At 71.3% G+C, this 21,002-nt stretch carries 16 protein-coding genes and 1 pseudogene; 10 read left to right on the top strand and 7 right to left on the bottom strand.

Annotated elements, in window-relative coordinates:
* The first annotated feature begins 149 nt into the window (after positions 1-149).
* The 3 genes from FV226_RS19860 (at position 150) to FV226_RS19850 (ending at position 5,703) form a co-directional block, all read left to right on the top strand.
* The gene (locus FV226_RS19860; protein WP_147753634.1) at positions 150-1,643 is read left to right on the top strand and encodes a sigma-54 dependent transcriptional regulator; all 1,494 of its coding nucleotides are present in this window, start codon (positions 150-152) and stop codon (positions 1,641-1,643) included.
* 176 nt (positions 1,644-1,819) lie between these two features.
* Positions 1,820-3,946: a L,D-transpeptidase family protein gene (locus FV226_RS19855; protein ID WP_147764243.1), complete on the top strand. Its 2,127-nt coding sequence runs from the start codon at positions 1,820-1,822 to the stop codon at positions 3,944-3,946.
* Positions 3,947-4,263: 317 nt separating this feature from the next.
* Entirely contained in the window at positions 4,264-5,703 is a 1,440-nt protein-coding gene (locus FV226_RS19850; RefSeq protein WP_147764250.1) for a DUF882 domain-containing protein, read from the top strand.
* Between the two features lie 29 nt (positions 5,704-5,732).
* Here the strand turns inward: FV226_RS19850 and FV226_RS19845 are convergent, their stop codons facing one another.
* Positions 5,733-5,975 carry a hypothetical protein gene (locus tag FV226_RS19845; protein WP_147764242.1) on the bottom strand — a complete coding sequence of 81 codons (243 nt, stop codon included), beginning with the start codon at positions 5,973-5,975 and terminating at the stop codon, positions 5,733-5,735.
* A gap of 245 nt (positions 5,976-6,220) precedes the next feature.
* Between FV226_RS19845 and FV226_RS28725 the strand changes: the two are divergent.
* A pseudogene (locus FV226_RS28725) lies at positions 6,221-6,415 on the top strand (hypothetical protein); the annotation flags it as partial.
* 114 nt (positions 6,416-6,529) lie between these two features.
* Here the strand turns inward: FV226_RS28725 and ppdK are convergent.
* From ppdK to FV226_RS19820, 5 genes are all read right to left on the bottom strand, one after another.
* Positions 6,530-9,220 carry a pyruvate, phosphate dikinase gene (ppdK, locus tag FV226_RS19840; RefSeq protein ID WP_147764241.1) on the bottom strand — a complete coding sequence of 897 codons (2,691 nt, stop codon included), beginning with the start codon at positions 9,218-9,220 and terminating at the stop codon, positions 6,530-6,532.
* Between the two features lie 206 nt (positions 9,221-9,426).
* Complete coding sequence (locus FV226_RS19835) at positions 9,427-9,579, bottom strand: DUF3096 domain-containing protein (RefSeq protein ID WP_147753445.1); 153 nt, start codon at positions 9,577-9,579, stop codon at positions 9,427-9,429.
* 80 nt (positions 9,580-9,659) lie between these two features.
* A complete protein-coding gene (locus FV226_RS19830) occupies positions 9,660-10,286 on the bottom strand; it encodes an urea carboxylase-associated family protein (RefSeq protein WP_147753446.1) in 627 nt (208 codons plus the stop codon).
* Positions 10,279-10,974, bottom strand: coding sequence for a guanitoxin biosynthesis heme-dependent pre-guanitoxin N-hydroxylase GntA (gene gntA / locus FV226_RS19825; RefSeq protein WP_147753454.1), 696 nt, complete (start codon positions 10,972-10,974; stop codon positions 10,279-10,281). Before gntA ends, FV226_RS19830 begins: the two co-directional genes overlap by 8 nt.
* A gap of 285 nt (positions 10,975-11,259) precedes the next feature.
* Positions 11,260-13,980 (bottom strand): DNA translocase FtsK, encoded by a 2,721-nt coding sequence (locus FV226_RS19820; protein ID WP_147764240.1) that lies wholly within the window; start codon positions 13,978-13,980, stop codon positions 11,260-11,262.
* Positions 13,981-14,204: 224 nt separating this feature from the next.
* Between FV226_RS19820 and mtnA the strand changes: the two genes are divergently transcribed.
* Complete coding sequence (mtnA, locus tag FV226_RS19815) at positions 14,205-15,302, top strand: S-methyl-5-thioribose-1-phosphate isomerase (RefSeq protein ID WP_147764239.1); 1,098 nt, start codon at positions 14,205-14,207, stop codon at positions 15,300-15,302.
* A gap of 64 nt (positions 15,303-15,366) precedes the next feature.
* Positions 15,367-16,458: an aminotransferase class V-fold PLP-dependent enzyme gene (locus FV226_RS19810; protein WP_147764238.1), complete on the top strand. Its 1,092-nt coding sequence runs from the start codon at positions 15,367-15,369 to the stop codon at positions 16,456-16,458.
* Positions 16,459-16,483: 25 nt separating this feature from the next.
* On the opposite strand, the gene FV226_RS19805 is transcribed toward FV226_RS19810, so the two are convergent.
* Positions 16,484-16,999, bottom strand: a complete 516-nt coding sequence (locus tag FV226_RS19805) for a pilus assembly protein N-terminal domain-containing protein (protein WP_147764237.1) — start codon at positions 16,997-16,999, stop codon at positions 16,484-16,486.
* Positions 17,000-17,321: 322 nt separating this feature from the next.
* Here FV226_RS19805 and FV226_RS19800 point away from each other — a divergent pair, with 322 nt between their 5' ends.
* The 4 genes from FV226_RS19800 (at position 17,322) to FV226_RS19785 (ending at position 20,901) form a co-directional block, all read left to right on the top strand.
* On the top strand, positions 17,322-17,489 hold the full coding sequence (locus tag FV226_RS19800; RefSeq protein ID WP_147764236.1) for a Flp family type IVb pilin: 168 nt from the start codon (positions 17,322-17,324) through the stop codon (positions 17,487-17,489).
* A 378-nt stretch (positions 17,490-17,867) separates the two neighbouring features.
* On the top strand, positions 17,868-18,389 hold the full coding sequence (locus tag FV226_RS19795) for a prepilin peptidase (RefSeq protein ID WP_238272270.1): 522 nt from the start codon (positions 17,868-17,870) through the stop codon (positions 18,387-18,389).
* 131 nt (positions 18,390-18,520) lie between these two features.
* The gene (gene cpaB, locus FV226_RS19790) at positions 18,521-19,315 is read left to right on the top strand and encodes a Flp pilus assembly protein CpaB (RefSeq protein ID WP_147753453.1); all 795 of its coding nucleotides are present in this window, start codon (positions 18,521-18,523) and stop codon (positions 19,313-19,315) included.
* A gap of 56 nt (positions 19,316-19,371) precedes the next feature.
* Positions 19,372-20,901 carry a type II and III secretion system protein family protein gene (locus tag FV226_RS19785; protein WP_147764234.1) on the top strand — a complete coding sequence of 510 codons (1,530 nt, stop codon included), beginning with the start codon at positions 19,372-19,374 and terminating at the stop codon, positions 20,899-20,901.
* Positions 20,902-21,002: the final 101 nt, after the last annotated feature.

The following is a 21,002-nucleotide window of genomic DNA, read 5'->3' as shown; positions in this document are numbered from 1 at the left end:
TGCGGCAAATCTCCCGTCGTCGTTAAGCGGCGCTTTACGCATCTGGGCGAGGCTCCGGCTCGAAACGAAACACCCGCCGGTCGCGCCGGGCGCCGGAACCCGCAAGGTCCGGCGCCGCGGACGACCCGCGGCAGCGAGGAAGAGCCCGCATGGCGACAACGGTCCTGATCGTCGACGACGATCCCGTTCAGCGTCGTCTCGCCGAGGCGACGGTGCGCCGCTTCGGCTTCGAGGCGACGCTCGCGGAGAACGGTGCGGACGCGCTCGCCCTGCTGCGGACCCACCCCGAGATCGACGTGGTGCTCCTGGACCTCGTCATGCCCGGCGGCCTCGACGGGCTCGGCGTGCTGGCCGAGATGCGAAAATCCGGCCTCGACACCCCGGTCATCGTCCAGACCGCCAACGGGTCGATCGACGCCGTCGTCACGGCGATGCGCGCCGGCGCCGTCGACTTCGTGGTCAAGCCTGCCGGCGCCGAGCGTCTGCAGGTCTCGATCAAGAACGCGCTCCGGGTCGACCACCTTGAGGAGGAAGTCCGGCGCATGCGCCGCCGCGCCTCCGGCTCGCTCAGCTTCAAGGACCTGACCTCGAAGTCGCCCGACATGGAGCGGGTGATCCGGCTGGCCGAGCGCGCCGCGAAATCCAACATCCCGGTGCTGATCGAGGGCGAGTCCGGCGTCGGCAAGGAGGTTCTGGCCCGTGCGATCCAGGGCTCGGGCGAGCGGCGCGGAAAGCCCTTCGTCACGGTCAATTGCGGCGCGATCCCCGACAACCTCGTCGAGTCGACCCTGTTCGGGCACGAGAAGGGCGCCTTCACCGGCGCCACCGAGCGCCATGCCGGCAAGTTCGTCGAGGCGTCCGGCGGGACGCTGTTCCTCGACGAGATCGGCGAGTTGCCCCTCGACGCGCAGGTGAAGCTGCTGCGCGCGCTGCAGGAGGGCGAGGTCGACCCCGTCGGGGGCAAGCGCAGCGTGCGCGTCGACATCCGCTTGGTCTCGGCGACGAACCGATCGCTCCTCGACCTCGTCAAGGAAGGGCGTTTCCGCGAAGACCTGTACTATCGCCTCAATGTCTTCCCGATGACGCTGCCCCCGCTGCGCGCCCGCCGCGAGGACATCCCCGACCTGGTGCGCTCGTTCTGCGCCCGGTTCGCGGCGGAGGAAGGCAAGCGCGTCCGCGCGATCACCGCCGAGGCGATGGCGCTGCTGACCCGCTACGGCTGGCCCGGCAACGTCCGGCAATTGGAGAACGCGCTGTTCCGCGCCGTCGTCCTCGCCGACGGCGACGAGCTGACGGTGGCCGAGTTCCCGCAGATCGCCGCCCAGGTCGAGGGGTTCGACGTGCGCATCCCGGCAGCCCCGGTGCAGCCGATGCTGTCGGCCCATTCGCCCGAGCCGGTGCGCGAGATCGTCCGCGTCGAGGTGCGCGATCCGCACGCCCTGTCGCTGGTGGTCGAGGATACCGGCGAGATGAAGCCGATGGATGCGCTGGAAGCCGAGATCATCCGCTTCGCGCTGCAATTCTATCGCGGCCGAATGTCGGAGGTGTCGCGCCGCCTCGGAATCGGCCGATCGACCCTGTATCGCAAGCTCAAGGAACTCGGGCTCGACGGCGACGCCAAGGCCGAGGACGCCGCGGCCTGATTGGCTTGCCAGAATCGGCCTGAAGGCTGGAAGCCCGCGCTCGATGCGTGGCGGATCAGACACTTGCCGGCACTCTGCGGCGCGCGCGGACGGGGTGCGATTGCACACGATCGGGCGAGCGCCGATACTGATAAAGTTGTGGGCGGCCTCGAGGTCGGTCCCCTGGAGGTTCGCAGATGAGCGTCTCGCGCTCGGCCCAAGCAGCCCTGGCCGTCCTGTTGGCCGGCTCCGTCGCGCAGGGCGTCCTGACGACGGCCGCCTCCGCACGCGGCGGGCTCGACGACGTCCCGCCGGCCGCCGCCGTCGCGACCGCGACGCCGGACAAGCCCTTCGACGGCGACAGGACCTCTAACCTCGACAAGGCTTCAAACCCGGACAAGGCGTCCGCCTCCGATCCGAGCCTGCCGCCCCCGGCCACCGGCCTCGAGGCGGTGACGCCGGCGGAGCCGGCGAAGGCCGATCCGGCACGGTCCGATGCGCCCTCGCCCGAGCGCCCTGCCGTCGCCGCGGCCCCGACCGCGCCGAGCGACCCGCAGGCGGCGGCCGTGTTCAACCGCCTCGCCGCCTCCGCTCCGCTGCTCGCCCGGCTGACCACCAAGGAGCGCGAGTCGATCCAGGCCTTCTACGCGCTCGGCGCCTTCAAGCCGGTCTGGATCGTGGACGGCGCCTACACGCCTGCGGCGAAGGCCGTGGCCGCGCGCCTCGCGGCGGCGCCTGAGGACGGCCTCGACGCCCGCGCCTATCCGGTGCCGGCGCTACCGAAGGCCGCCAAGCCGGACAATCCGGGGACGGGCGAGAGCGCGGCCGGATCAGACAATCTCGCCGCCATCGCCGAGGCCGACCTGAAACTCTCGGCCGCCGCCGTCCTCTATGCCCGCGACGCACGCGGCGGGCGGCTGAATCTCGCGGCGATCTCGCGGCTGATCACCCCGACCCTCGACCTGCCGGCCGCCGACACGGTGCTGTCGAGCCTGGCCGGCGCCGGTGGGAGCGCCGGCGACCTGCTCCAGGCCTACAACCCGCATTCGCCCGGCTACCTCGCCCTAAAGAACCGCCTCTCGGTGGCGCGCGCCCCGGCCGTCAAGGAGGACGCGCGTCCCGCGTCAGCCGCTTTGCGGCTTCCGCCCGGGCCGGCCCTGCGCGTCGGCATGCGCGATGCGCGCGTGCCGCTGCTGCGCGCCCACTTCGATCTCGAAAGCCGGAAGGCGGGCACCCTCGACGCCCCCCCGGGCGACGCGGAGGAGTACGATTCCGGCGTCGCCGCCGCAATCGCCGGGTTCCAGCGGAGCCGCGGGCTGCCCGGCAACGGCGTCCTCAACGTCCAGACCGTGGTGGCGCTGGCGCAGGGCGCGGGGCCAGGGGCAGGACAAGCCGGGATCGTGCGGCCGGTGGGCGACGACGCGGCCCTGATCGTCAACATGGAGCGCTGGCGCTGGCTCGGCAGCGATCTCGGGCCCGACTACGTGCTGGTCAACGTGCCCGAGTTCCGCCTGCGGGTGTTCCGCGACGGGCGCCAGCGCGACGAGGCGCGCGTCATCGTCGGCAAGCCGGATTCGCGCACGCCCCTGTTCTCCGGGCTGATGGAATACGCCGTGGTGAACCCGTCGTGGTACGTCCCGCCCTCGATCCTGAAGACCATGCTGCCGAAGATCGCGAGCTACGGCGGCAGCACCTGGGGCGGCTACGAGATCGTGCGCCGCGGCGGCCACGTCTCGCTGCGCCAGCCGCCGGGCGAGAAGAACGCGCTCGGCTTCATCAAGTTCATGTTTCCCAACCAGCATGCCGTGTACCTGCACGACACGCCGAACCGCTCGCTGTTCTCGCGCTCGGAGCGGGCGCTCAGCCACGGCTGCATCCGCGTCGACGACCCGTTCCGCTTCGCCGACGTGGTGCTGCCGAACTGGACCGAGGAGCGCCTGAAGAAGCTCGTCGGCAAAGGCGAGCGCACCATCCGCCTGGAGCACAAGCTGCCGGTGCACCTCGCCTACTTCACCGCCACCGTCGACGACGGCGGCAGCTACCGCACGCTGCCCGACCTCTACGGCTACGATGCGCCGATGCGCGCGGCCCTCGGCCTCGGGGGCGGCGGCGCGATGGCCAGGGTCTCCCCCCCGGCGGTCCGCCCGTCCGAGCCGACCCGCAGGACGGCGGAGGCCGTCTCCGTGCCGGCGCCGCCCAAGCCGCGCCACTCCGCCGTGCCGCGCCGTGCCGTGCGGGCGAGCGCCGAGGCCCCGGCGCCCGAGTTCGGCGAGCCCGGCCTGTGGACCCCGAATCCCGCTCCGGTTTCGCGCAGCTGGTGGTGATCCGGCCGCTTTGCCGGTCTGGTATTCGCCTCCGGCGGGGCTTCCCGTGACCCGTCCGCATCACCTGCCCGGCGACGTGCGCCGGCGCGCTTGCCGGCACGATTTCGCCACGGTCCAGACTTAGCCGTAAGGGAATCGCGGGTGTCCTGCAGGGGGCGCCGATAACCCGGTCTTCACGGTTTTCGGCAACCTTGCGTTCACCATGGTCCCGCGCGCAGCGCGGGCCGCGTCCGAGGGGTGAGACGATCGTGCCGACGCCGAGCCAGACGACGCCCCGGCCCTCTCGTCTTCGGCGAATCCTGTTCGGCCTGTCCGGCATGGTCATGGCGCTGGCGGCGGGGACCACCGGCACCCAGGATGCGGTCGCCAACGGCGACACCCGTTCGCTGACGATCTTCCACACCCACACCAAGGAAAGCGCGACCATCACGTTCAAGCGCGACGGGCGCTACGACCGCGCGGCCCTGGAGCAGCTGAACTGGCTCCTGCGCGACTGGCGCATCGACGAGCCGACCAAGATGGACCCGCGCCTGTTCGACACGGTATGGGAGGCCTATCGACAGGTCGGCGCCTCCGAGCCGATCCACGTCGTCTCGGCCTATCGCTCGCCCGGCACCAACGCGATGCTGCGCCGCCGCTCGAAGGCGGTGGCCGAGTACAGCCAGCACATGCTCGGCAAGGCGATGGACTTCTACCTGCCCGGCGTCTCGATCGACGACATCCGCGCGGTCGGGCTGCAGATGCAGCGCGGCGGCGTCGGCTGGTATCCGCATGCCGGCTCGCCCTTCGTCCACCTCGACGTCGGCTCGGTCCGCATGTGGCCGCGGATGAGCCACGACCAGCTCGCGCGCCTGTTCCCCGATGGCAAGACCGTCCACCTGGCCTCCGACAACCGGCCGTTCCCGCGCTACGAGGAGGCCCGCGCCGAGATCCTGGCCCGCGGCGGCACCGTGCTCGGCGTGTCCTCGCAGATCGCCTCCGCCGACGAGGAGGAGGGCCCGAGCCTCGTCGGGTTCCTCGCCGGCCTGTTCGGCGGCCGCAGCGACCCGGCACCGGCGCCCGTCGCAGCGCCGCGCGGAAGGCCGAAGCCGGTGGTCGCCGTGGCGAGCGCCGATCCGGAGGACACCTCCGGCGCCCGCGCGGCCCTGGCCTACGCCGCCCCGACGGCGCCGGTTGCCGACGGCGCGCTCCGCGAGGCGATGCTCCGCCGCGACGGGCGCGACGCCAAGGCGCTGCTCACCGGCGAGCCGGCGGCCGCGAAGCCCGCCGAGGCCATCGACGCCGCGCTGATGTCGAGCGTGGCGGCGCCGCTGCCGCCGCGCCGGCCCGCCGAATTCGCGAGCGCCGTCGCGGCCGCCGCGCTCGCGATGCCCCTGCCCCCGCCGCGCCCGGCGCAGTTCGCCGGCCTCGGCAACGTCGGCATGGCGAGCCTGTCCACGAGCCTCGCGGCGGTCTCGGACCGGCCCGCGCCGCGCCCGGCCAACCGCCTCGTCCCGGCCGACGCCGACGCCAAGGCGCAGCTGCGAGCACTGTTCGCCACGGTCTCGACCGAGTCCGACGCAACCCATCCGGCGAGCCGCGTCGCCCCCGTCCGCGTGGCGCAGACCCGCGCACGCGCCGACGCGGCGCCCGCCGGCATCGTCGCCGCCTCGCCGGACACGGTGACGACGCGCTTCGGCCGCCGCAGCCCCGGCGACGACCTCACGGCCGTGCGCTTCACGGGCTCGGCGACCCGGGCGGTTCCCGGTACGCGCTGAATGAGAGGTCTTGCGTCCTCGGCGCTCGCTCAGGGCAGGCGGCGGCCCTGGGTGACGCTCATCGCCGAGACCAGGGTCGCGGCGTAGCCGCCGTTGGCGCCGGCGATGCGGGCGGCGTCGAGGCTGCTCTGGGACGCCACGGCGAAGCCGATCACCCCGAACAGCGTGCCGGCGCCGACAAGCCACAGGTAGGCCCGCGCGACCGCCTTCGGGATCAGCACGGTACGGGGGTTTTCCCCGAGATAGAGCTGCGACGAGGACGAGTCGTTCATGGCCGGCGTTCCCGCGGATGACTGACGTCCGGGCGGACCGTCGATCGCTCTCGCGCATCCGGTTCGCCACTATCATCCAACGCAGGCCTACGGCAGAGGTTCGCCGGCCCGGTTCCGTTATTTTCGCAGGTTTTTTTACGGTGGTTGACGGCGGGTTGCCGGAGGCGCCGATGCGGCTCGCTCTCCTGTCCGGCCCATCGCATTCGTTGATGGAGTACAGCTTCGGAACAGGCGCGGGTTTCCCCTCTCCCCGCTTGCGGACAGAGGCCCGGCTGCACCTCGTCGTGCAGCCGGGAAGCGAGAGGCGAAGCCGAAGCGACGGTGAGGGGGCGCGAACGGAGGAGCCTCTTTCGTTCGAGCCCCCTCACCCTCGGCTGCCGCCTCGCTTCGCCGACGACGAGGTCGGCAAAGCCCTCTCCCCGCAGGCGGGGCGAGGGGATGCGCGCATAGCGAGCCGCCAGAAGCAGCGATATGTGAATTCTCGCCCGTGCGGGAGAAGGGATTCGCGCCGGGATCGGCGCCGGCGGCGATGGTCGAGCCTCGCGAAAGCCCCCCTAGCCTTCCTTCGCCGAGACCTTGCCGAGGGCGGCCTGCGCGGCGGCGAGGCGCGCGATCGGCACGCGGTAGGGCGAGCACGAGACGTAGTCGAGGCCGACCTCCTGGCAGAAGCCGATCGAGGCCGGGTCGCCGCCGTGCTCGCCGCAGATGCCGAGCTTGATGTCGGGGCGGACCGAGCGGCCGCGCTCGACGCCGATCCGCACCAGCTCGCCGACGCCTTCCTGGTCGATCGTCACGAACGGGTCGGCGGCGAGGATGCCCTTCTGCGTGTAGGGCCCGAGGAAGGTCGCCGCGTCGTCGCGGGAGATGCCGAGCGCCGTCTGCGTGAGGTCGTTGGTGCCGAAGGAGAAGAACTCCGCCGTCACCGCGATCTCGTTGGCCTTGAGCGCGGCGCGCGGCAGCTCGATCATGGTGCCGACCTGGTAGTCGATCGCCTTGCCGGCCTCCTCCGACACCGCCTTGGCGGTGGCGTCGATGCGGCCCTTCACGATGTCGAACTCGGCGCGCGAGAACACCAGCGGCACCATCACCTCGGGGGTGACCGGCGCCCCGGTCTCCTGCGCCGCCTGGATCGCGGCCTCGAAGATCGCGCGGGCCTGCATCTCCGCGATCTCGGGGAAGGCGATGGCGAGGCGGCATCCGCGGAAGCCGAGCATCGGGTTGAACTCGGAAAGCTCGCGCATCCGGTGGCGGATCTTGTCCTCCGCGATGCCGGTGGCGTCCATCACCTCCCGTACCTCGGCGTCCGAGTGCGGCAGGAACTCGTGCAGCGGCGGGTCGAGCAGGCGGATCGTGACGGGCAGGCCCGACATGATCGTGAACAGCTCGACGAAGTCCTGGCGCTGGTAGGGCAGGATCTTGGCGAGCGCCGCGCGGCGGCCTTCCGCGTCGTCGGCCAGGATCATCTCGCGCACCGCGATGATGCGGTCGCCCTCGAAGAACATGTGCTCGGTCCGGCAAAGGCCGATCCCCTCCGCGCCGAAGTCGCGGGCGGTGCGGGCGTCGGTCGGGGTGTCGGCGTTGGCGCGCACCTTCATGGTGCGGTAGGCGTCGGCCCAGCCCATCAGGGTGGCGAAGTCGCCCGACAGCTCGGGCGCCAGCATCGTCACCTCGCCCTGGAGCACCTGCCCCGTCGAGCCGTCGATGGTGATGCGGTCGCCGGCCTTGAGGGTCACGCCGCCGACGGACAGGGTCTGCGCCTTGTAGTCGATCCGGATCGAGCCGACGCCCGACACGCAAGGCTTGCCCATGCCGCGGGCGACGACCGCCGCATGGCTGGTCATGCCGCCGCGCGTCGTCAGGATGCCCTCGGAGGCGTGCATCCCGTGGATGTCCTCGGGGCTCGTCTCGATGCGCACGAGGATGCACTTGCGCTCGGCCTTGCGCAGGGTCTCGGCGTCCTCGGAGTTGAACACGATCTCGCCGGTGGCGGCGCCGGGCGAGGCCGGCAGCCCTTGCGCGATCACTTTGCGCTCGGCCTTCGGGTCGATCGTCGGGTGCAGGAGTTGGTCGAGGGCGCCGGGCTCGATCCGGCTGATCGCCTCCTCCTGCGTGATCAGGCCCTCGCCGGCCAGATCCACGGCGATGCGGAGCGCCGCCTTGGCGGTGCGCTTGCCGTTGCGGGTCTGGAGCATCCAGAGCTTCCCGCTCTCGATGGTGAACTCCATGTCCTGCATGTCGCGGTAGTGCTTTTCGAGGATCTCGTAGATCCGCGTCAGCTCGGCGTAGGATTCGGGCATCGCCCGCTCCATCGACGGCTTCTCGGACTTGGCCTCGAGCCTCGCCTTCTCCGTGATGTCCTGCGGCGTGCGGATGCCGGCGACGACGTCCTCGCCCTGCGCGTTGATCAGGAACTCGCCGTAGAGCGCGCGCTCGCCGGTGGACGGGTTGCGGGTGAAGGCGACGCCGGTGGCCGAGGTGTCGCCCATGTTGCCGAACACCATGGCCTGGACGTTGACGGCGGTGCCCCAGCTCTCGGGGATGGCGTTGAGCTCGCGGTACTTCTTCGCCCGCGGGATCATCCACGAGTCGAACACCGCGCCGATGGCGCCCCAGAGCTGGTCCGCGGCGCCTTGGGGAAATGCTGAGCCGTGCTCGTCGACGACGATCGTCTTGTACTTCTCGATCAGGTGCTTCCAGTCCTCGGCGCCGAGTTCGGTGTCGAGGTCGAAGCCCTTGCCCTCCTTGTAGTGCTCCAGCGCCTCCTCGAAGGCGTGGTGCTCAACGCCGAGCACCACGTTCGAGTACATGGTGATGAAGCGGCGGTAGGAATCGTAGGCGAAGCGTGGGTCGCCCGAGCTCTCGGCGAGCGCCGCGACGGTGGCGTCGTTCAGCCCGAGGTTGAGCACGGTGTCCATCATGCCCGGCATCGAGGCGCGGGCGCCCGAGCGCACGGAGACGAGAAGCGGGTTGGAGGCGTCGCCGAAGGTCTTGCCGGTGATCGCGCCGACCTGGTCCAGGGCGGTCGCGACCTGGGCCTTCAGCTCGGCCGGGTAGGTCTGCCCGTTCTCGTAGTAGGCGGTGCAGACCTCGGTGGTGATGGTGAAGCCCGGGGGCACCGGCAGGCCGAGATTGGACATCTCGGCGAGGTTCGCCCCCTTGCCGCCGAGCAGGTCGCGCATCTGCGATTTGCCCTCGGCCTTGCCGTCGCCGAAGGTGTAGACCCACTTCGCGGTGCCGCTCGTCATATCGATTCCGTCCGTCGTGCAAGAGGACCTGGTTGCCAGGCATCTTGCGTCAAAAGGGTCTCGCATCGAGGTGGTTTTCGGCCCTCGAGCTTATCGGTTCGGGTTGGACCATCCGGTGTTGCAACGCAAGATGAACGCCGCCGCCCAAGGTCTCCCGCCGCGTGACGCTCCGCGCCGGTTGTCAGCCGCGACCGGCTCCGCAGGGATCAGGATAGACCGCGGAACAGGCCGAGGCCAATCACCCCGACGGCGATGAGGTAGATCGCGACGATGTAGTTGAGAAGCCGCGGCGCGATCAGGATCAGGATCCCGGCCAGGATCGCGATGACCGGCTGCAGGTGCGAGATCGAGATGGTCATGGCAACGCCCTCCTGCGGCCGAGCTTGGCCGCAGGAGGGCGACGCGTGTGGTGGCCGCAAGGTTCCCGCCGACGCGGCGCTCAGGCCCTCAGTGGCCAGGACGCCTCGACCGCGTAGTGGATCGGCTTGAAGGCGAAGTTGTTCGATTGCAGCGCCGAGCAGGCGGTGAGCCCGATCACGAGGTCCTGCATCGCCTCGAACACGATCCGGTCGCCGGCGCGGCTCAGGGGCGGCTCGACCTTCAGCGCGCCCGTGTGCCCGTCGACGGTGACGTTCATGAAGACGTTGAAAGCCACCGGGATGCGGTCCGGCCCGATGCCGAAGGGTTCGAGGGCGGCCGCGAGGTTGCCGAAGCATCCGCGATGCGGCTCGGCGTCGCCGTAGATGATGCGGAAGGTGTCGGCCGAGCACGGCGTCAGGAGGAAGTCGTGCCGGCCGACCGTGTCCTCGACGATGCGCAGCATCACGTTCGAGCGGTTCGAGTAGAGCGGGTCGCCCGTCGTCAGGTAGATCCGGCTGGCGTAATCCAGCGTCCGGCCCGACGAGATCACCTCGTCGAGGTCGCCGCGGTTGAACGCCAGCAAGTCCGCGACCTGCTCGCCCTGCGGGTCGGTGACCACTAGGAACTGGCCCTTGTCGAGGGTGAAGGCCGTGCCCGAGCGCGGCGCGATGGTGTGGTGCCCGCAGGCTGAATGCGCCTCAGACATCGCCGCCGCCCTTCGTGCGCCCGCTGAACGGGCAGGCCCAGTCGGAATCGACCGCACGCCCGCTGTACTGGCGCGCCTCCGAGACCTCGCCGTGCCGGGACAGCATCGGGTTGAGCGAGCCGGCGAAGGCCGCGTCGCGCGCCAGGATGTTCTCGCGCAGCTTCTCGTAGCGGCCTTCCGCGCGGAGCCGCTCGAACTGGTCGTGGAGGTTGAAGACCAGGACCGGCGAACTGAAGCGCCGGGCCGGCCGGCTCGCGCCCGGATGAAGGCCGACGATGAAGAACGCCTCGCCGCCGAAGCTGAGCGAGAAGTGCGCGTCCTCCGGGTCGGCGGAGACGCGCCGGTCGTAGGCCTGGCCGAGGAAGCCGTCCTTGTCCGAGAGCGATTGCGCCCGCGCCCACAGGTTCTCCTCGAAGGCCTGCTCTGAGAGGTCGCCGGGCCCCTCGAACACGATGGCGAAGCTCTGGAACAGGTCGGGCTGGGCACGGTAGCGGGCGATGAACGCCAGCAGCGCCGGATAGATGCGCGTGTCGTCCCAGCCGGAGGTGATGTCCCGGGCGACCACGATCTTCATCCGCCCCCGCGACAGGGCCGACTTGGCGCCGACGCAAGGGAAGGGCTGCGCCCGGATGAAGTCCCGGAACTGCGCCGCCAGCGGATGGTCGGCGTCGTCCCGCGGCATCCGGATTGGCGCCGGGTGCAGGGTGGACAGGTCGGTGGCGAGCGAAAACCCGCGGTTGTCCGCGTAGGAAAGCATGAGAACCCGCGTCTGCGATGAATTTTGCGGCACGGTTGCCGATGCCGGAGGCAGATCGCCGTCCGGATCGGGGGAACCGGCCTCAGCCGGTGCGGTTCCTGGTCCCGCACAAGTCCGCCGCGATCGGTCGCACACGCCTGTGGACAGCGTCGGCGCGGGGCGACGTCCGCTCCCCGGCGATCCGATCGCTGGGGATCGGGGCGCGCGCTGGGCGCCTCAGCCCTCGGCTTCGACCAGGATCTCGCGCTTGCCGGCATGGTTGGCACCGCCGACGATGCCCTCCTGCTCCATGCGCTCCATGATCGAGGCGGCGCGGTTGTAGCCGATCTGCAGGCGGCGCTGGATGTAGCTTGTGGACGCCTTCTTGTCGCGCAGCACGACCTGGACGGCCTGGTCGTAGAGGTCGCCGCCGGCCTCGCCGAACGAGCCCTGGTCGAACACCGCGCCGTCCACTTCCAGCGCGTCGCCGCCGCGGCCTGCGGCCGGGGCCGAGCCCTTGGGAGCGTCCTCCGACCCGTCGTCGGCGGTGACCGCCTCGAGGTAGGCGGGCCGACCCTGGCGCTTGAGGTGGGCGACCACGCTCTCGACCTCCGAGTCCGAGCAGAACGGCCCGTGCACGCGCGTCGTGCGGCCGCCGCCGGCCATGAACAGCATGTCGCCCTGGCCCAAGAGCTGCTCGGCGCCCATCTCGCCGAGGATCGTGCGCGAGTCGATCTTGCTCGTCACCTGGAAGCTGATCCGCGTCGGGAAGTTCGCCTTGATCGTGCCGGTGATCACGTCCACCGACGGACGCTGCGTCGCCATGATCAGGTGGATGCCGGCCGCCCGCGCCATCTGCGCCAGGCGCTGGATCGCGCCCTCGATGTCCTTGCCGGCCACCATCATCAGGTCGGCCATCTCGTCGACCACGATCACGATGTAGGGCAACGGGGAGAGGTCCATCTCCTCGTTCTCGTAGACGGCCTCGCCGGTCTGCCGGTCGAACCCGGTCTGGACGGTGCGGGTCAGGACCTCGCCACGCTGGCGCGCCTCGTCGAGCCGGGCGTTGAACCCGTCGATGTTGCGCACGCCGACCTTGGACATCTTCTTGTAGCGCTCCTCCATCTCGCGCACGGCCCACTTGAGGGCGATGACCGCCTTCTTGGGGTCGGTGACGACGGGGGAGAGCAGGTGCGGGATGCCGTCGTAGACGGACAGCTCCAGCATCTTCGGGTCGACCATGATCAGGCGGCACTCTTCCGGCTTCATCCGGTAGAGCAGCGAGAGGATCATAGTGTTGATCGCCACCGACTTGCCCGAGCCGGTGGTGCCGGCCACCAGCAGGTGCGGCATGCGGGCGAGGTCGGCGATGATCGGCTCGCCGCCGATGTTCTTGCCGAGGCAAAGCGCGAGCTTGTGCTTGGTCTCGACGAAGTCGACCGAGGCCAAGAGCTCGCGCAGGTAAACCGTCTCGCGCCGCGCGTTCGGCAGCTCGATGCCGATGGCGTTGCGGCCGGGAACCACGGCGACGCGGGCCGAGACCGCCGACATCGAGCGGGCGATGTCGTCGGCGAGCGAAATCACCCGGGAGGACTTGGTGCCGGGGGCCGGCTCCAATTCGTAGAGAGTCACGACCGGGCCGGGGCGCACCGCGAGGATGTCGCCGCGTACGCCGAAATCGCCCAGCGTCGCCTCCAGAAGGGTCGCGTTCTGCTCCAGCGCGTCGGCCGAGACCAGGCTCGCCTGCGAGGGGCCGCGCGGCTCGGCCAGGAGATCGAGCGCCGGATGGCGGTAATCGTTCGGGTCGCTCATCGGCGCCGGGCGACGGGCTTGCGCCACCGGCGCGACCGGCGCGGAGACGCGGGAGGCCGCGACCTCCGCCGGGACGGCGGCGGGCGCATCCTCGCCCTCGAACTCCTCGTCGTCGTGGACGACGGGGATCGGACGCCGGGCCTGCGGCGTGCCAAGGGTCGTGTCATGCGGCGCGGATTCAGGTGAAGCTTGCTCCCCGCGCGGCTCGAAGACCGGCTCGCGGCGCGGCTCGGCCGCGCGGCCGCCGTTCGGCAGTTGGCTCGCCCAGGGTAGGTCCTCGTCGGAGAAGGCGCGCCGGGCGGCGAGCGCCGGCGAGGCGCCGGCGAAGCTCAGGCCGCCGACGCCCAAGCGCTGCGCCCGCCACATCTCCCAGCGCTCGGCCAAGGCCGCCCGGCCGCGCATCGCCGCCTGGAGGACGGTGCCGAAGCCGACGATGCCGAGCCCCGGCTCGTCGGATTCGTCGCGCTCGTCGTACCCGCGGTCCTGTCGGCGGTCCTGGCTCGCATCCGGATGGGTCCGGCGCGGGCGGTTGGCCTGCGCCGCGACGGGCGGCAGGTCCTCGTCCGCCTCCTCGAGGGCGGGGCCGACGCGGCAGGCGGCCGTGAGGCTGAGGATCGCGACGCCGGCGTAGACGAAGCCGACCAGCGCCGCGCCGGCCTGCGAGATCGCGCCGACGATGGTGCGCGCGGCCGACATCAGAGCGTCGCCGGCGACGCCCCCGAGCCCGGTCGGCAGCGGCCAGCGGGCGGTCGGCGGCAGGGCGCTGGCCACCGCGCTCGCGGCGCAGAAGCCGATGATCCAGAGCGCGATCCGCATCCCGCCGTTCGGCAGGTCGCGCTCGCGCATCAGGCGGATGCCCCACAGGGCCGGCGGCAGCACGAAGGCGAGCGCTCCGAGGCCGAGGATCTGCATCGCGAGATCCGAGACCACGGCGCCGGGCTGGCCGAGGACGTTGTGGGCGAGGTGGTCGGTGGCGTGGTTCAGGCTCGGGTCGTCGATCGACCACGTCGCCAGCGCGACGGTCAGCCCGATCGCACCGGTGAACAGGACCAGCCCGCCGAGTTCCGTCAGCCGCCGCGCCAGGAACGGGCGCAGCGTGTCGACGAAGGTGTCGTAGGGCGACGCGGGGCGGCGAAGCGAGCGCATGCGGGACCGGACGCGAAAGGAGACTCTGACCCCGAGGCTAGGCCCCTTCCGTTAACGCGCATTTAAGGTTGAAAAAGTCCTGACGCCTCCCTGCCGGCCTTCGCCGAGAGGCGGCACGTTCTCGGAACGCGCGGCGATCGGGCGCGACCCGTCCCCGCCGTCGCGATCCCGCGCGGGACGTCCGCGAGGGTGCAAAACGCGATTCGATATGGCAAACCGGGGCCATGCAGATCGACGGACGCCCCTACAGGACCATCTTTCCCGACCCGGACGGCGTCAGCGTCCAGGTCATCGACCAGACCCGCCTGCCCTTCGCCTTCGAGCTGCAGCGGCTGGCGAGCCTCGACGACGCCGCACGCGCGATCCGCACCATGGTGGTGCGCGGCGCGCCGCTGATCGGCGTGACCGCGGCCTACGGCCTCGCCTTCGCCATGCGCGAGGACGCCTCGAACGCCGGCCTCGACCACGCCGTGGCGGCGCTCGCCGCCACCCGCCCGACCGCGATCAACCTGCGCTGGGCCCTCGACCGCGTCGCCGGCAACCTGCGCCAGGTGCAGGCGCCGGAGCGGTTCGCCCGCGCCTTCGCCGAGGCCGGCCGCATCGCCGAGGAGGACGTGGCCAGCTGCCGCGCCATCGGCAACCACGGCGTCGGCCTGATCGCCGAGATCGCGCAGCGGACCGGCCGGACCGTCAACGTCCTGACCCATTGCAACGCCGGATGGCTCGCCACCGTCGACTGGGGCACGGCGCTGGCGCCGATCTACGTCGCGCACGAGGCCGGCCTGCCGGTCCACGTGATCGTCGACGAGACCCGGCCGCGCAACCAGGGTGCCGCGCTCACCGCCTTCGAGCTCAACGGCCACGGGGTGCCGCACACCGTCGTCGCCGACAACGCCGGCGGCCACCTGATGCAGCACGGCCAGGTCGACCTCTGCATCGTCGGCTCGGACCGCACCACCGCGTCCGGCGACGTCTGCAACAAGATCGGCACCTACCTGAAGGCCCTCGCCGCCCACGACAACGGCATCCCGTTCTACGTGGCGCTGCCGTTCTCGACGATCGACTGGACCCTGCGAGACGGCGTCGCCGAGATCCCGATCGAGGAGCGCGACGCGCGCGAGGTCACCCACCTCACCGGCCGGCTGGCCGACGGCGGCTTCGCCACGGTCGAGGTGGTCTCGCCGGGCAGCCCCGTCGCCAACCCGGCCTTCGACGTCACCCCCGGCCGTCTCGTCACCGGCCTGATCACCGAGCGCGGCATCGCGCGGGCCGACACCGAGGGGCTGCTCGGCCTCTATCCCGAGCGGCGCCGGGCCGCCTGAGGGGAGGTTTTCGACGATCACCTCCGCTCCTCCCATTCTCGCCTACCAGCGGCACCTGTTCGAGATGCCGGCGGAGGTCGCCTACCTCGACGCCGCGGCCTGGTCGCCGCTTCCGCGCAGCGTGCGGGCGGCGGGCGAGGCCGGCATGCGGGTCAAGAGCCTGCCCTGGGCCCATCCGCGCTCCGAGGTGCCGCCCTGGACCGAGCGGGCGCGCCGCGCGGCCGCCGGCCTGATCGGCGCGTCGGCCGACGACGTCGCCGTCGTCGGATCGGTGGCCGACGCGATCGCCATCGCGGCGCGGGGGATCGTACCGGTCCCGGGCGGCCGCATCCTGCGGGTGGCCGAGGAGTTCCCGTCCCTCTGCTACGCCTTCGACCGCGTCGCCGCCGAGTCCGGCATGGTCGTCGAGGCGGTGCCGCGCCCGGCCGACGGCGACTGGACCGTGGCGCTCCTCGAAGCGGTCGTCCGCCCCGGTGCGCCGCCGCTCGCGGTCGCGACCCTGACGCCGCTGCACTGGGCCGACGGCACGGTCATCGACCTCGACCGCCTCGCCCCGGCCGTCCGCGCGGCCGGCGCCGCCCTGATGGTGGATGCGACCCAGGCGGTCGGCGCCGTGCCCATCGACGTGGCGCGGTGGAAGCCCGACTTCCTGGCCTTCCCGACCTACAAGTGGGTGCTCGGCCCCTACAGCCTCGCCTTCCTCTATGCGGCGCCTCACCGCCAGGACGGGGCGCCGCTCGCGGAGAACGCCGGCAACCGCCCGCCGGCCGTGGGCGCGCGCCGCTACGACCGGGGCGAATGCCACGATCCGGTCGGCCTGCCGATGGCGGCCACGGGGCTGGAACTGGTCGCGGGCTGGGGTGTGCCGGCGATCGCGGGCCGGCTCCGGGCCTCGACCGACCGCCTCGCCGACGGTGTGGAGGCCCTGGGCCTCGCGGTTCCGCCGCGCGCGTTGCGCTGCCCGCACATCCTGGGCCTCACTGTGCCGGGCGTCGACGCGGAGGATCTCGTCGCGCAACTGCGACATCGGAACGTCTTCGTCAGCGCCCGGCTCGGCCGCCTTCGGATCAGCCCGCACGTCTGGGTCGACGAGGCCGACCTGTCGCAGGTGCTGGCGGCGCTGGAGGCGGTGCTGCCCGGTCGCGGCGGCGGTTAGCGGACGCTCCGGGCAGCCCGAAGCGTCAGTGCCCGGCCGGCGTCGACCCGGCGGTGGCGAGGCTGCGGCGGCTCTCGGCCTGGCCGCTGACCTCGCCGAAATACTTGGTCGAGTCGCCGAGCTGCACCGAGGGCTGGCAGTACGGGGTGCAGGAATACGAGTTCCGCTCCTCGGCGCCGCGCTGGACGGTGATCACCGATGTTTGGGAGGCCTCGACCCGGATCGTCGTCTCGGCCAGCATCGCGCCGGCCGCGTCGAGGGCGATCAGGTTGGTCGCGCCGAAGCTCTTGCCGGTCAGCACCAGCACGCCGTTCTTCTGCAGCGTCACGTCGGCGATGATCGGGTTGCCGACGATCACCGTCTGCGTCCGCTCCGGCAGGCGCATGACCTTGGCGTTGTCGACCACCACCGTGACGACCGGCAGCGTCTCGGCGCTCAGCGCCGGGGCTGCTGTGACGAGCAACGCGACGGCAAGGGCCGCGCTCGGCAGGCGCTTGGCCTTGAAAGCATGTCGGGAGAGGCGGGGCGGGGTCGGGCGCATCGGCTGTTCGAACTCATCCATACGCTGGGGTGCGGGGCCGAGGCGTCGCCGCCGCAGGCAGGTGCGGTGCTACGGAGCTGGCGACCCGCTCGTCACAAGAGACAACACGGATTTGGTGAAAGAAGCGCTAAAGCGGCCGGCACGGTTCTCGCCAAATCTTACGCTTTCTTCACCATGCCGAAGGTCTTGGCCTCGATGACCGCTTTCGCGGACCGATTTAACCGAATGGCAAGGCGAGGCGGCCATTCTTCGTCTGCCGCCGATCGAAACAGCAGATCTTCGACGGTTCACCTCGCAAGTGTTTCGACCAAGGATCACAACCATGAAGACCATGTTCAAGAAGTTCGCTTCCGACGAGTCCGGCGCCACCGCCATCGAATACGGCATGATCGCCGCCCTCGTCGCCGTGGTCATCATCGGCTCCCTCAAGCTCCTGGGCAGCAAGCTGACCACGACCTTCAACGGCGTCGCCGCCAACCTCGTCCAGTAAGTCGGCGTCGCAACCGCTGGAAACGGCGCAGTCGGCGGCATCCGCCCGATCCCCGGCGCCTCATGGAAGGCGGCCGGGGGATCGGGCGGCGAGGACGCCGGGCCGCCCGCTCGTCGCGGCCGCGCAACGACACGTCGGGGTGCGTCCGGTCGCGGTCGCGCACGCCCTGCCCCCTCGCGGGCCAAAGCCGATCCCGCGGTGGCGGGATCGGCTTCGCGTCGTCGGCCGCGAGGCCGGCGTCTTGCGCGACGCCCCGGCTCTCCCAGCCGTGATTTGCGCTTTCTTCATGCCCTCGCCCGACACTGGGCCTCGAACGCCACCTCGACGGTCGGGTCGACCGCGGCGGCAAGGATGATGGCAACGGTCATGGCGAGCGTGATGGCAAGCACCGGTCTGGCGGGCTTCGGACTCCTCGTCGTCTTCCCGTTCTTCATGGCCTACGCCGCGGCGAGCGACCTCCTCACGATGCTGATCCCGAACCGCATTTCGCTGGCGTTGATCGCCGGCTTCTGCGCGGTGGCCGCCACCGGCCTGTTCAGCCTGCCCGAGATCGGGATGCACCTCGCGGCCGGCGCGCTCGTGCTCGCCGTCACCTTTACCCTGTTCGCGCTTGGCAAGATCGGCGGCGGCGACGCCAAGCTCGCGGCGGCGACCGCGCTGTGGATCGGGTTCGACCAGCTCCTCGACTACCTTCTGGTCGCCTCGATCTTCGGCGGGGCGCTGACCCTGGCGATCCTGCTCGCGCGCAGCCATCCCCTGCCTCGGACCGTCGCCCGCCTGCCCTTCGCGCTGCACCTGCACGACGCCAAGACCGGCATCCCCTACGGTATCGCGCTGGCGGCCTCCGCCCTGATGATCCTGCCCGAGACGCTGGTCTGGACGCGCGCCCTCGGCGGTTGATTCCGGGGCCGTCCGCAACAGGACATCGGCAAAAACCGGGCGGTCATCGCTCCTTAACCCTAATTTGAGGACTTCGCCCCTACCGTCGGGAAACGGATGGCACTCCTGCCGTCCCCTGCTTTGGCCCGACGATGAAACCAGCGCGTCTTGCCGTCCTCGCCATCGCCCTCGTCGCGGGCGGTGGAGCGGCTCTCCTGATGAGCGGCGGCGACCCGCCGCCCCCGCCGACGGTCGTCAAGGTCGAGGCGCCCGCGGCGCCGACCACCGACGTCCTCGTCGCGGCCGCCGAGCTGCCGATGGGGCAGGTGCTGCAGCCGGCCGACCTGCGCTGGCAGAAATGGCCCGACGACGCGCTGACCCCGGGCTACATCACTCGCAAGGACGTGCCGAAGGCGCTGGAGGAGACGGCCGGCGCGACGACCCGCTCGGCCTTCCTGTCCGGCGAGCCGATCCGTCCGCAGAAGCTCGTGCGCCCCGACAGCGGCTTCATGGCCGCGATCCTGCCCGCCGGGATGCGCGCCGTGGCGATCGTCACCGACAGCCGCGGCACCAACTCGGCCGGCGGCTTCATCCTGCCCAACGACCGCGTCGACGTGATCCGCACCTTCCGGGACGAGGAAAACTCGAAGTCGACCGGCAGCGACGTCCAGGTCTCCCAGACCATCCTGACCGACGTGCGCGTCCTCGCCGTCGGCCAGCTGATCCAGGAGAAGAACGGCACCAACGTCGTCACTGGCGAGACCGCCACCCTCGCCCTGACCCCCGGCCAGGCCGAGAAGATCACGCTGGCCCAGAAGGTCGGCTCCCTCTCGCTCGCCCTGCGCAGCCTCGCCGATTCCGGCCGTCCGCCGGAGGCCGAGGCCGCTCCCCAGGAGGCGGCCCTGACGGTGATGCGCTTCGGCGTCAGCCGGCAGCAGACGCGGTGAGCCCCAAGATGCCCGAACCGCACGATGAGGTGCAGCCGATGACGGAGTCCGGATCCATGGCCGCCGGCCCTCCCGCGGGCGCCCTCGCCCACCCACGCGCCCGCTCGCTCGCCGCCCTGCTCGCCCTGGTGGCCGCGGTAGGGACCGCGCCGGCCTCGGCGCAGGAGCGGGCGGTGCTCGGCCCCGCCCCGGTGCTGTCCGTGGGGCAGGCCGAGGCGACAACGACCCGCAAGATCGAGCTGACCGCGGGCCGCTCCGTGATCGTCGACCTGCCGCGCGACGCCAAGGAGGTGTTCGTCGCCAACCCCGCGGTCGCCAACGCCGTGGTGCGCTCGACCCGCAAGGTCTTCGTCATCGGCATGGCCGACGGTGCGACCTCGATCTTCATCCTCGACGCCGAGGGCCGCCAGATCGCGGCGCTCGACGTCACGGTGGCGCGCGACCTCAAGCTCGGGGCGCTGCGTCAGCTCCTCGGGCAGAGCATTCCCAGCGGCCGCTTCGACGTGCGCGTCACCGGCGATTCGATCCTGCTGTCGGGGTCGGTCGGCTCGTCGTCGGAGGCGCAGCAGGCGATCGACATCGCCAACGCCTTCGTCGGCGTCTCCGGGGGAGGCGGCGCGGGTGCCGCTGCGGGCGGCGCCGCCACGCGCGGCGCCGTGATCAACAACCTCACGATCCGCAACAAGGATCAGGTGATGCTGCGCGTCACCGTGGTCGAGGTCGCGCGCACCGTGCTCAAGCAGTTCGGGATCAACGTCAGCGGCAGCTGGTCGGGCCTGAACCTCGCCAACGTGACGCCGCTCGCCCTCTCGGGCGGCCAGTTCCCGAGTGGGAACCTCATCTCCGGCACCCTCAACGGGACGGGCGGAGCCAGCATCACGGCGACGCTCCGCGCCTTCGAGCAGGCCGGCGTCTCGCGGGTGCTCGCCGAGCCGACGCTCACCGCGATCTCGGGCGAGTCGGCGAACTTCACCGCCGGCGGCGAGCTGCCGGTGCCGTCGAGCCAGAGCTGCACGCCGAGCCTCGTTGCAGGCACCCAGCCGACCTGCGTGGTCGGCATCACCTTCAAGCCCTACGGCGTCACCCTCAACTTCACCCCGGTGGTGATGGCCGAGAACCGCATCTCCGTGCGCGTCGGCACGTCGGTGAGCGAGATCGACCCGCAGAACTCCTACTCGTTCGTCAGCGGCAACACGACCTCGGCCGTCCCCGGCCTGACGGTGCGCAAGTCGGAGACGACGGTCGAGCTCGCCTCGGGCGCCACGATGATGACCGCGGGCCTGATCCAGCAGAAGAGCAAGGCGGCGATCACCGGCCTGCCCGGCCTCGTCAACCTGCCGATCCTCGGCGCCCTGTTCCGCTCGCGCGACTACCAGCGGCAGGAGACCGAGCTGATGATCATGGTCACCCCCTACATCGCCAAGGCGATGGAGCCCCGCCAGGTGACGCGCCCCGACGACGCCTTCGTCGACGCCACCGACGGCCAGGCGATCCTGCTCGGACAGATCAACCGCGTCTACGGCACCGTCGGCACCGCCCCCCTCGGGCGCGGCTACCGCGGCCGCGTCGGCTTCATCACCGACTGAGAACCCCTCGCGTCGCGGCGCCCGGTGCCGCGCGATCCCCTCAACCCGACCCGGCGCCGCCCCGCCCCAGGACCGAACCGATGACGTTGTCCGGCTTGCCC

Origin of the sequence: Methylobacterium sp. WL12 (assembly GCF_008039475.1) — a bacterium.
GTDB lineage: Bacteria > Pseudomonadota > Alphaproteobacteria > Rhizobiales > Beijerinckiaceae > Methylobacterium > Methylobacterium cerastii.
Note: the sequence above shows the minus strand (reverse complement) of the source record. Positions and strands in the feature narration are given on the sequence as shown.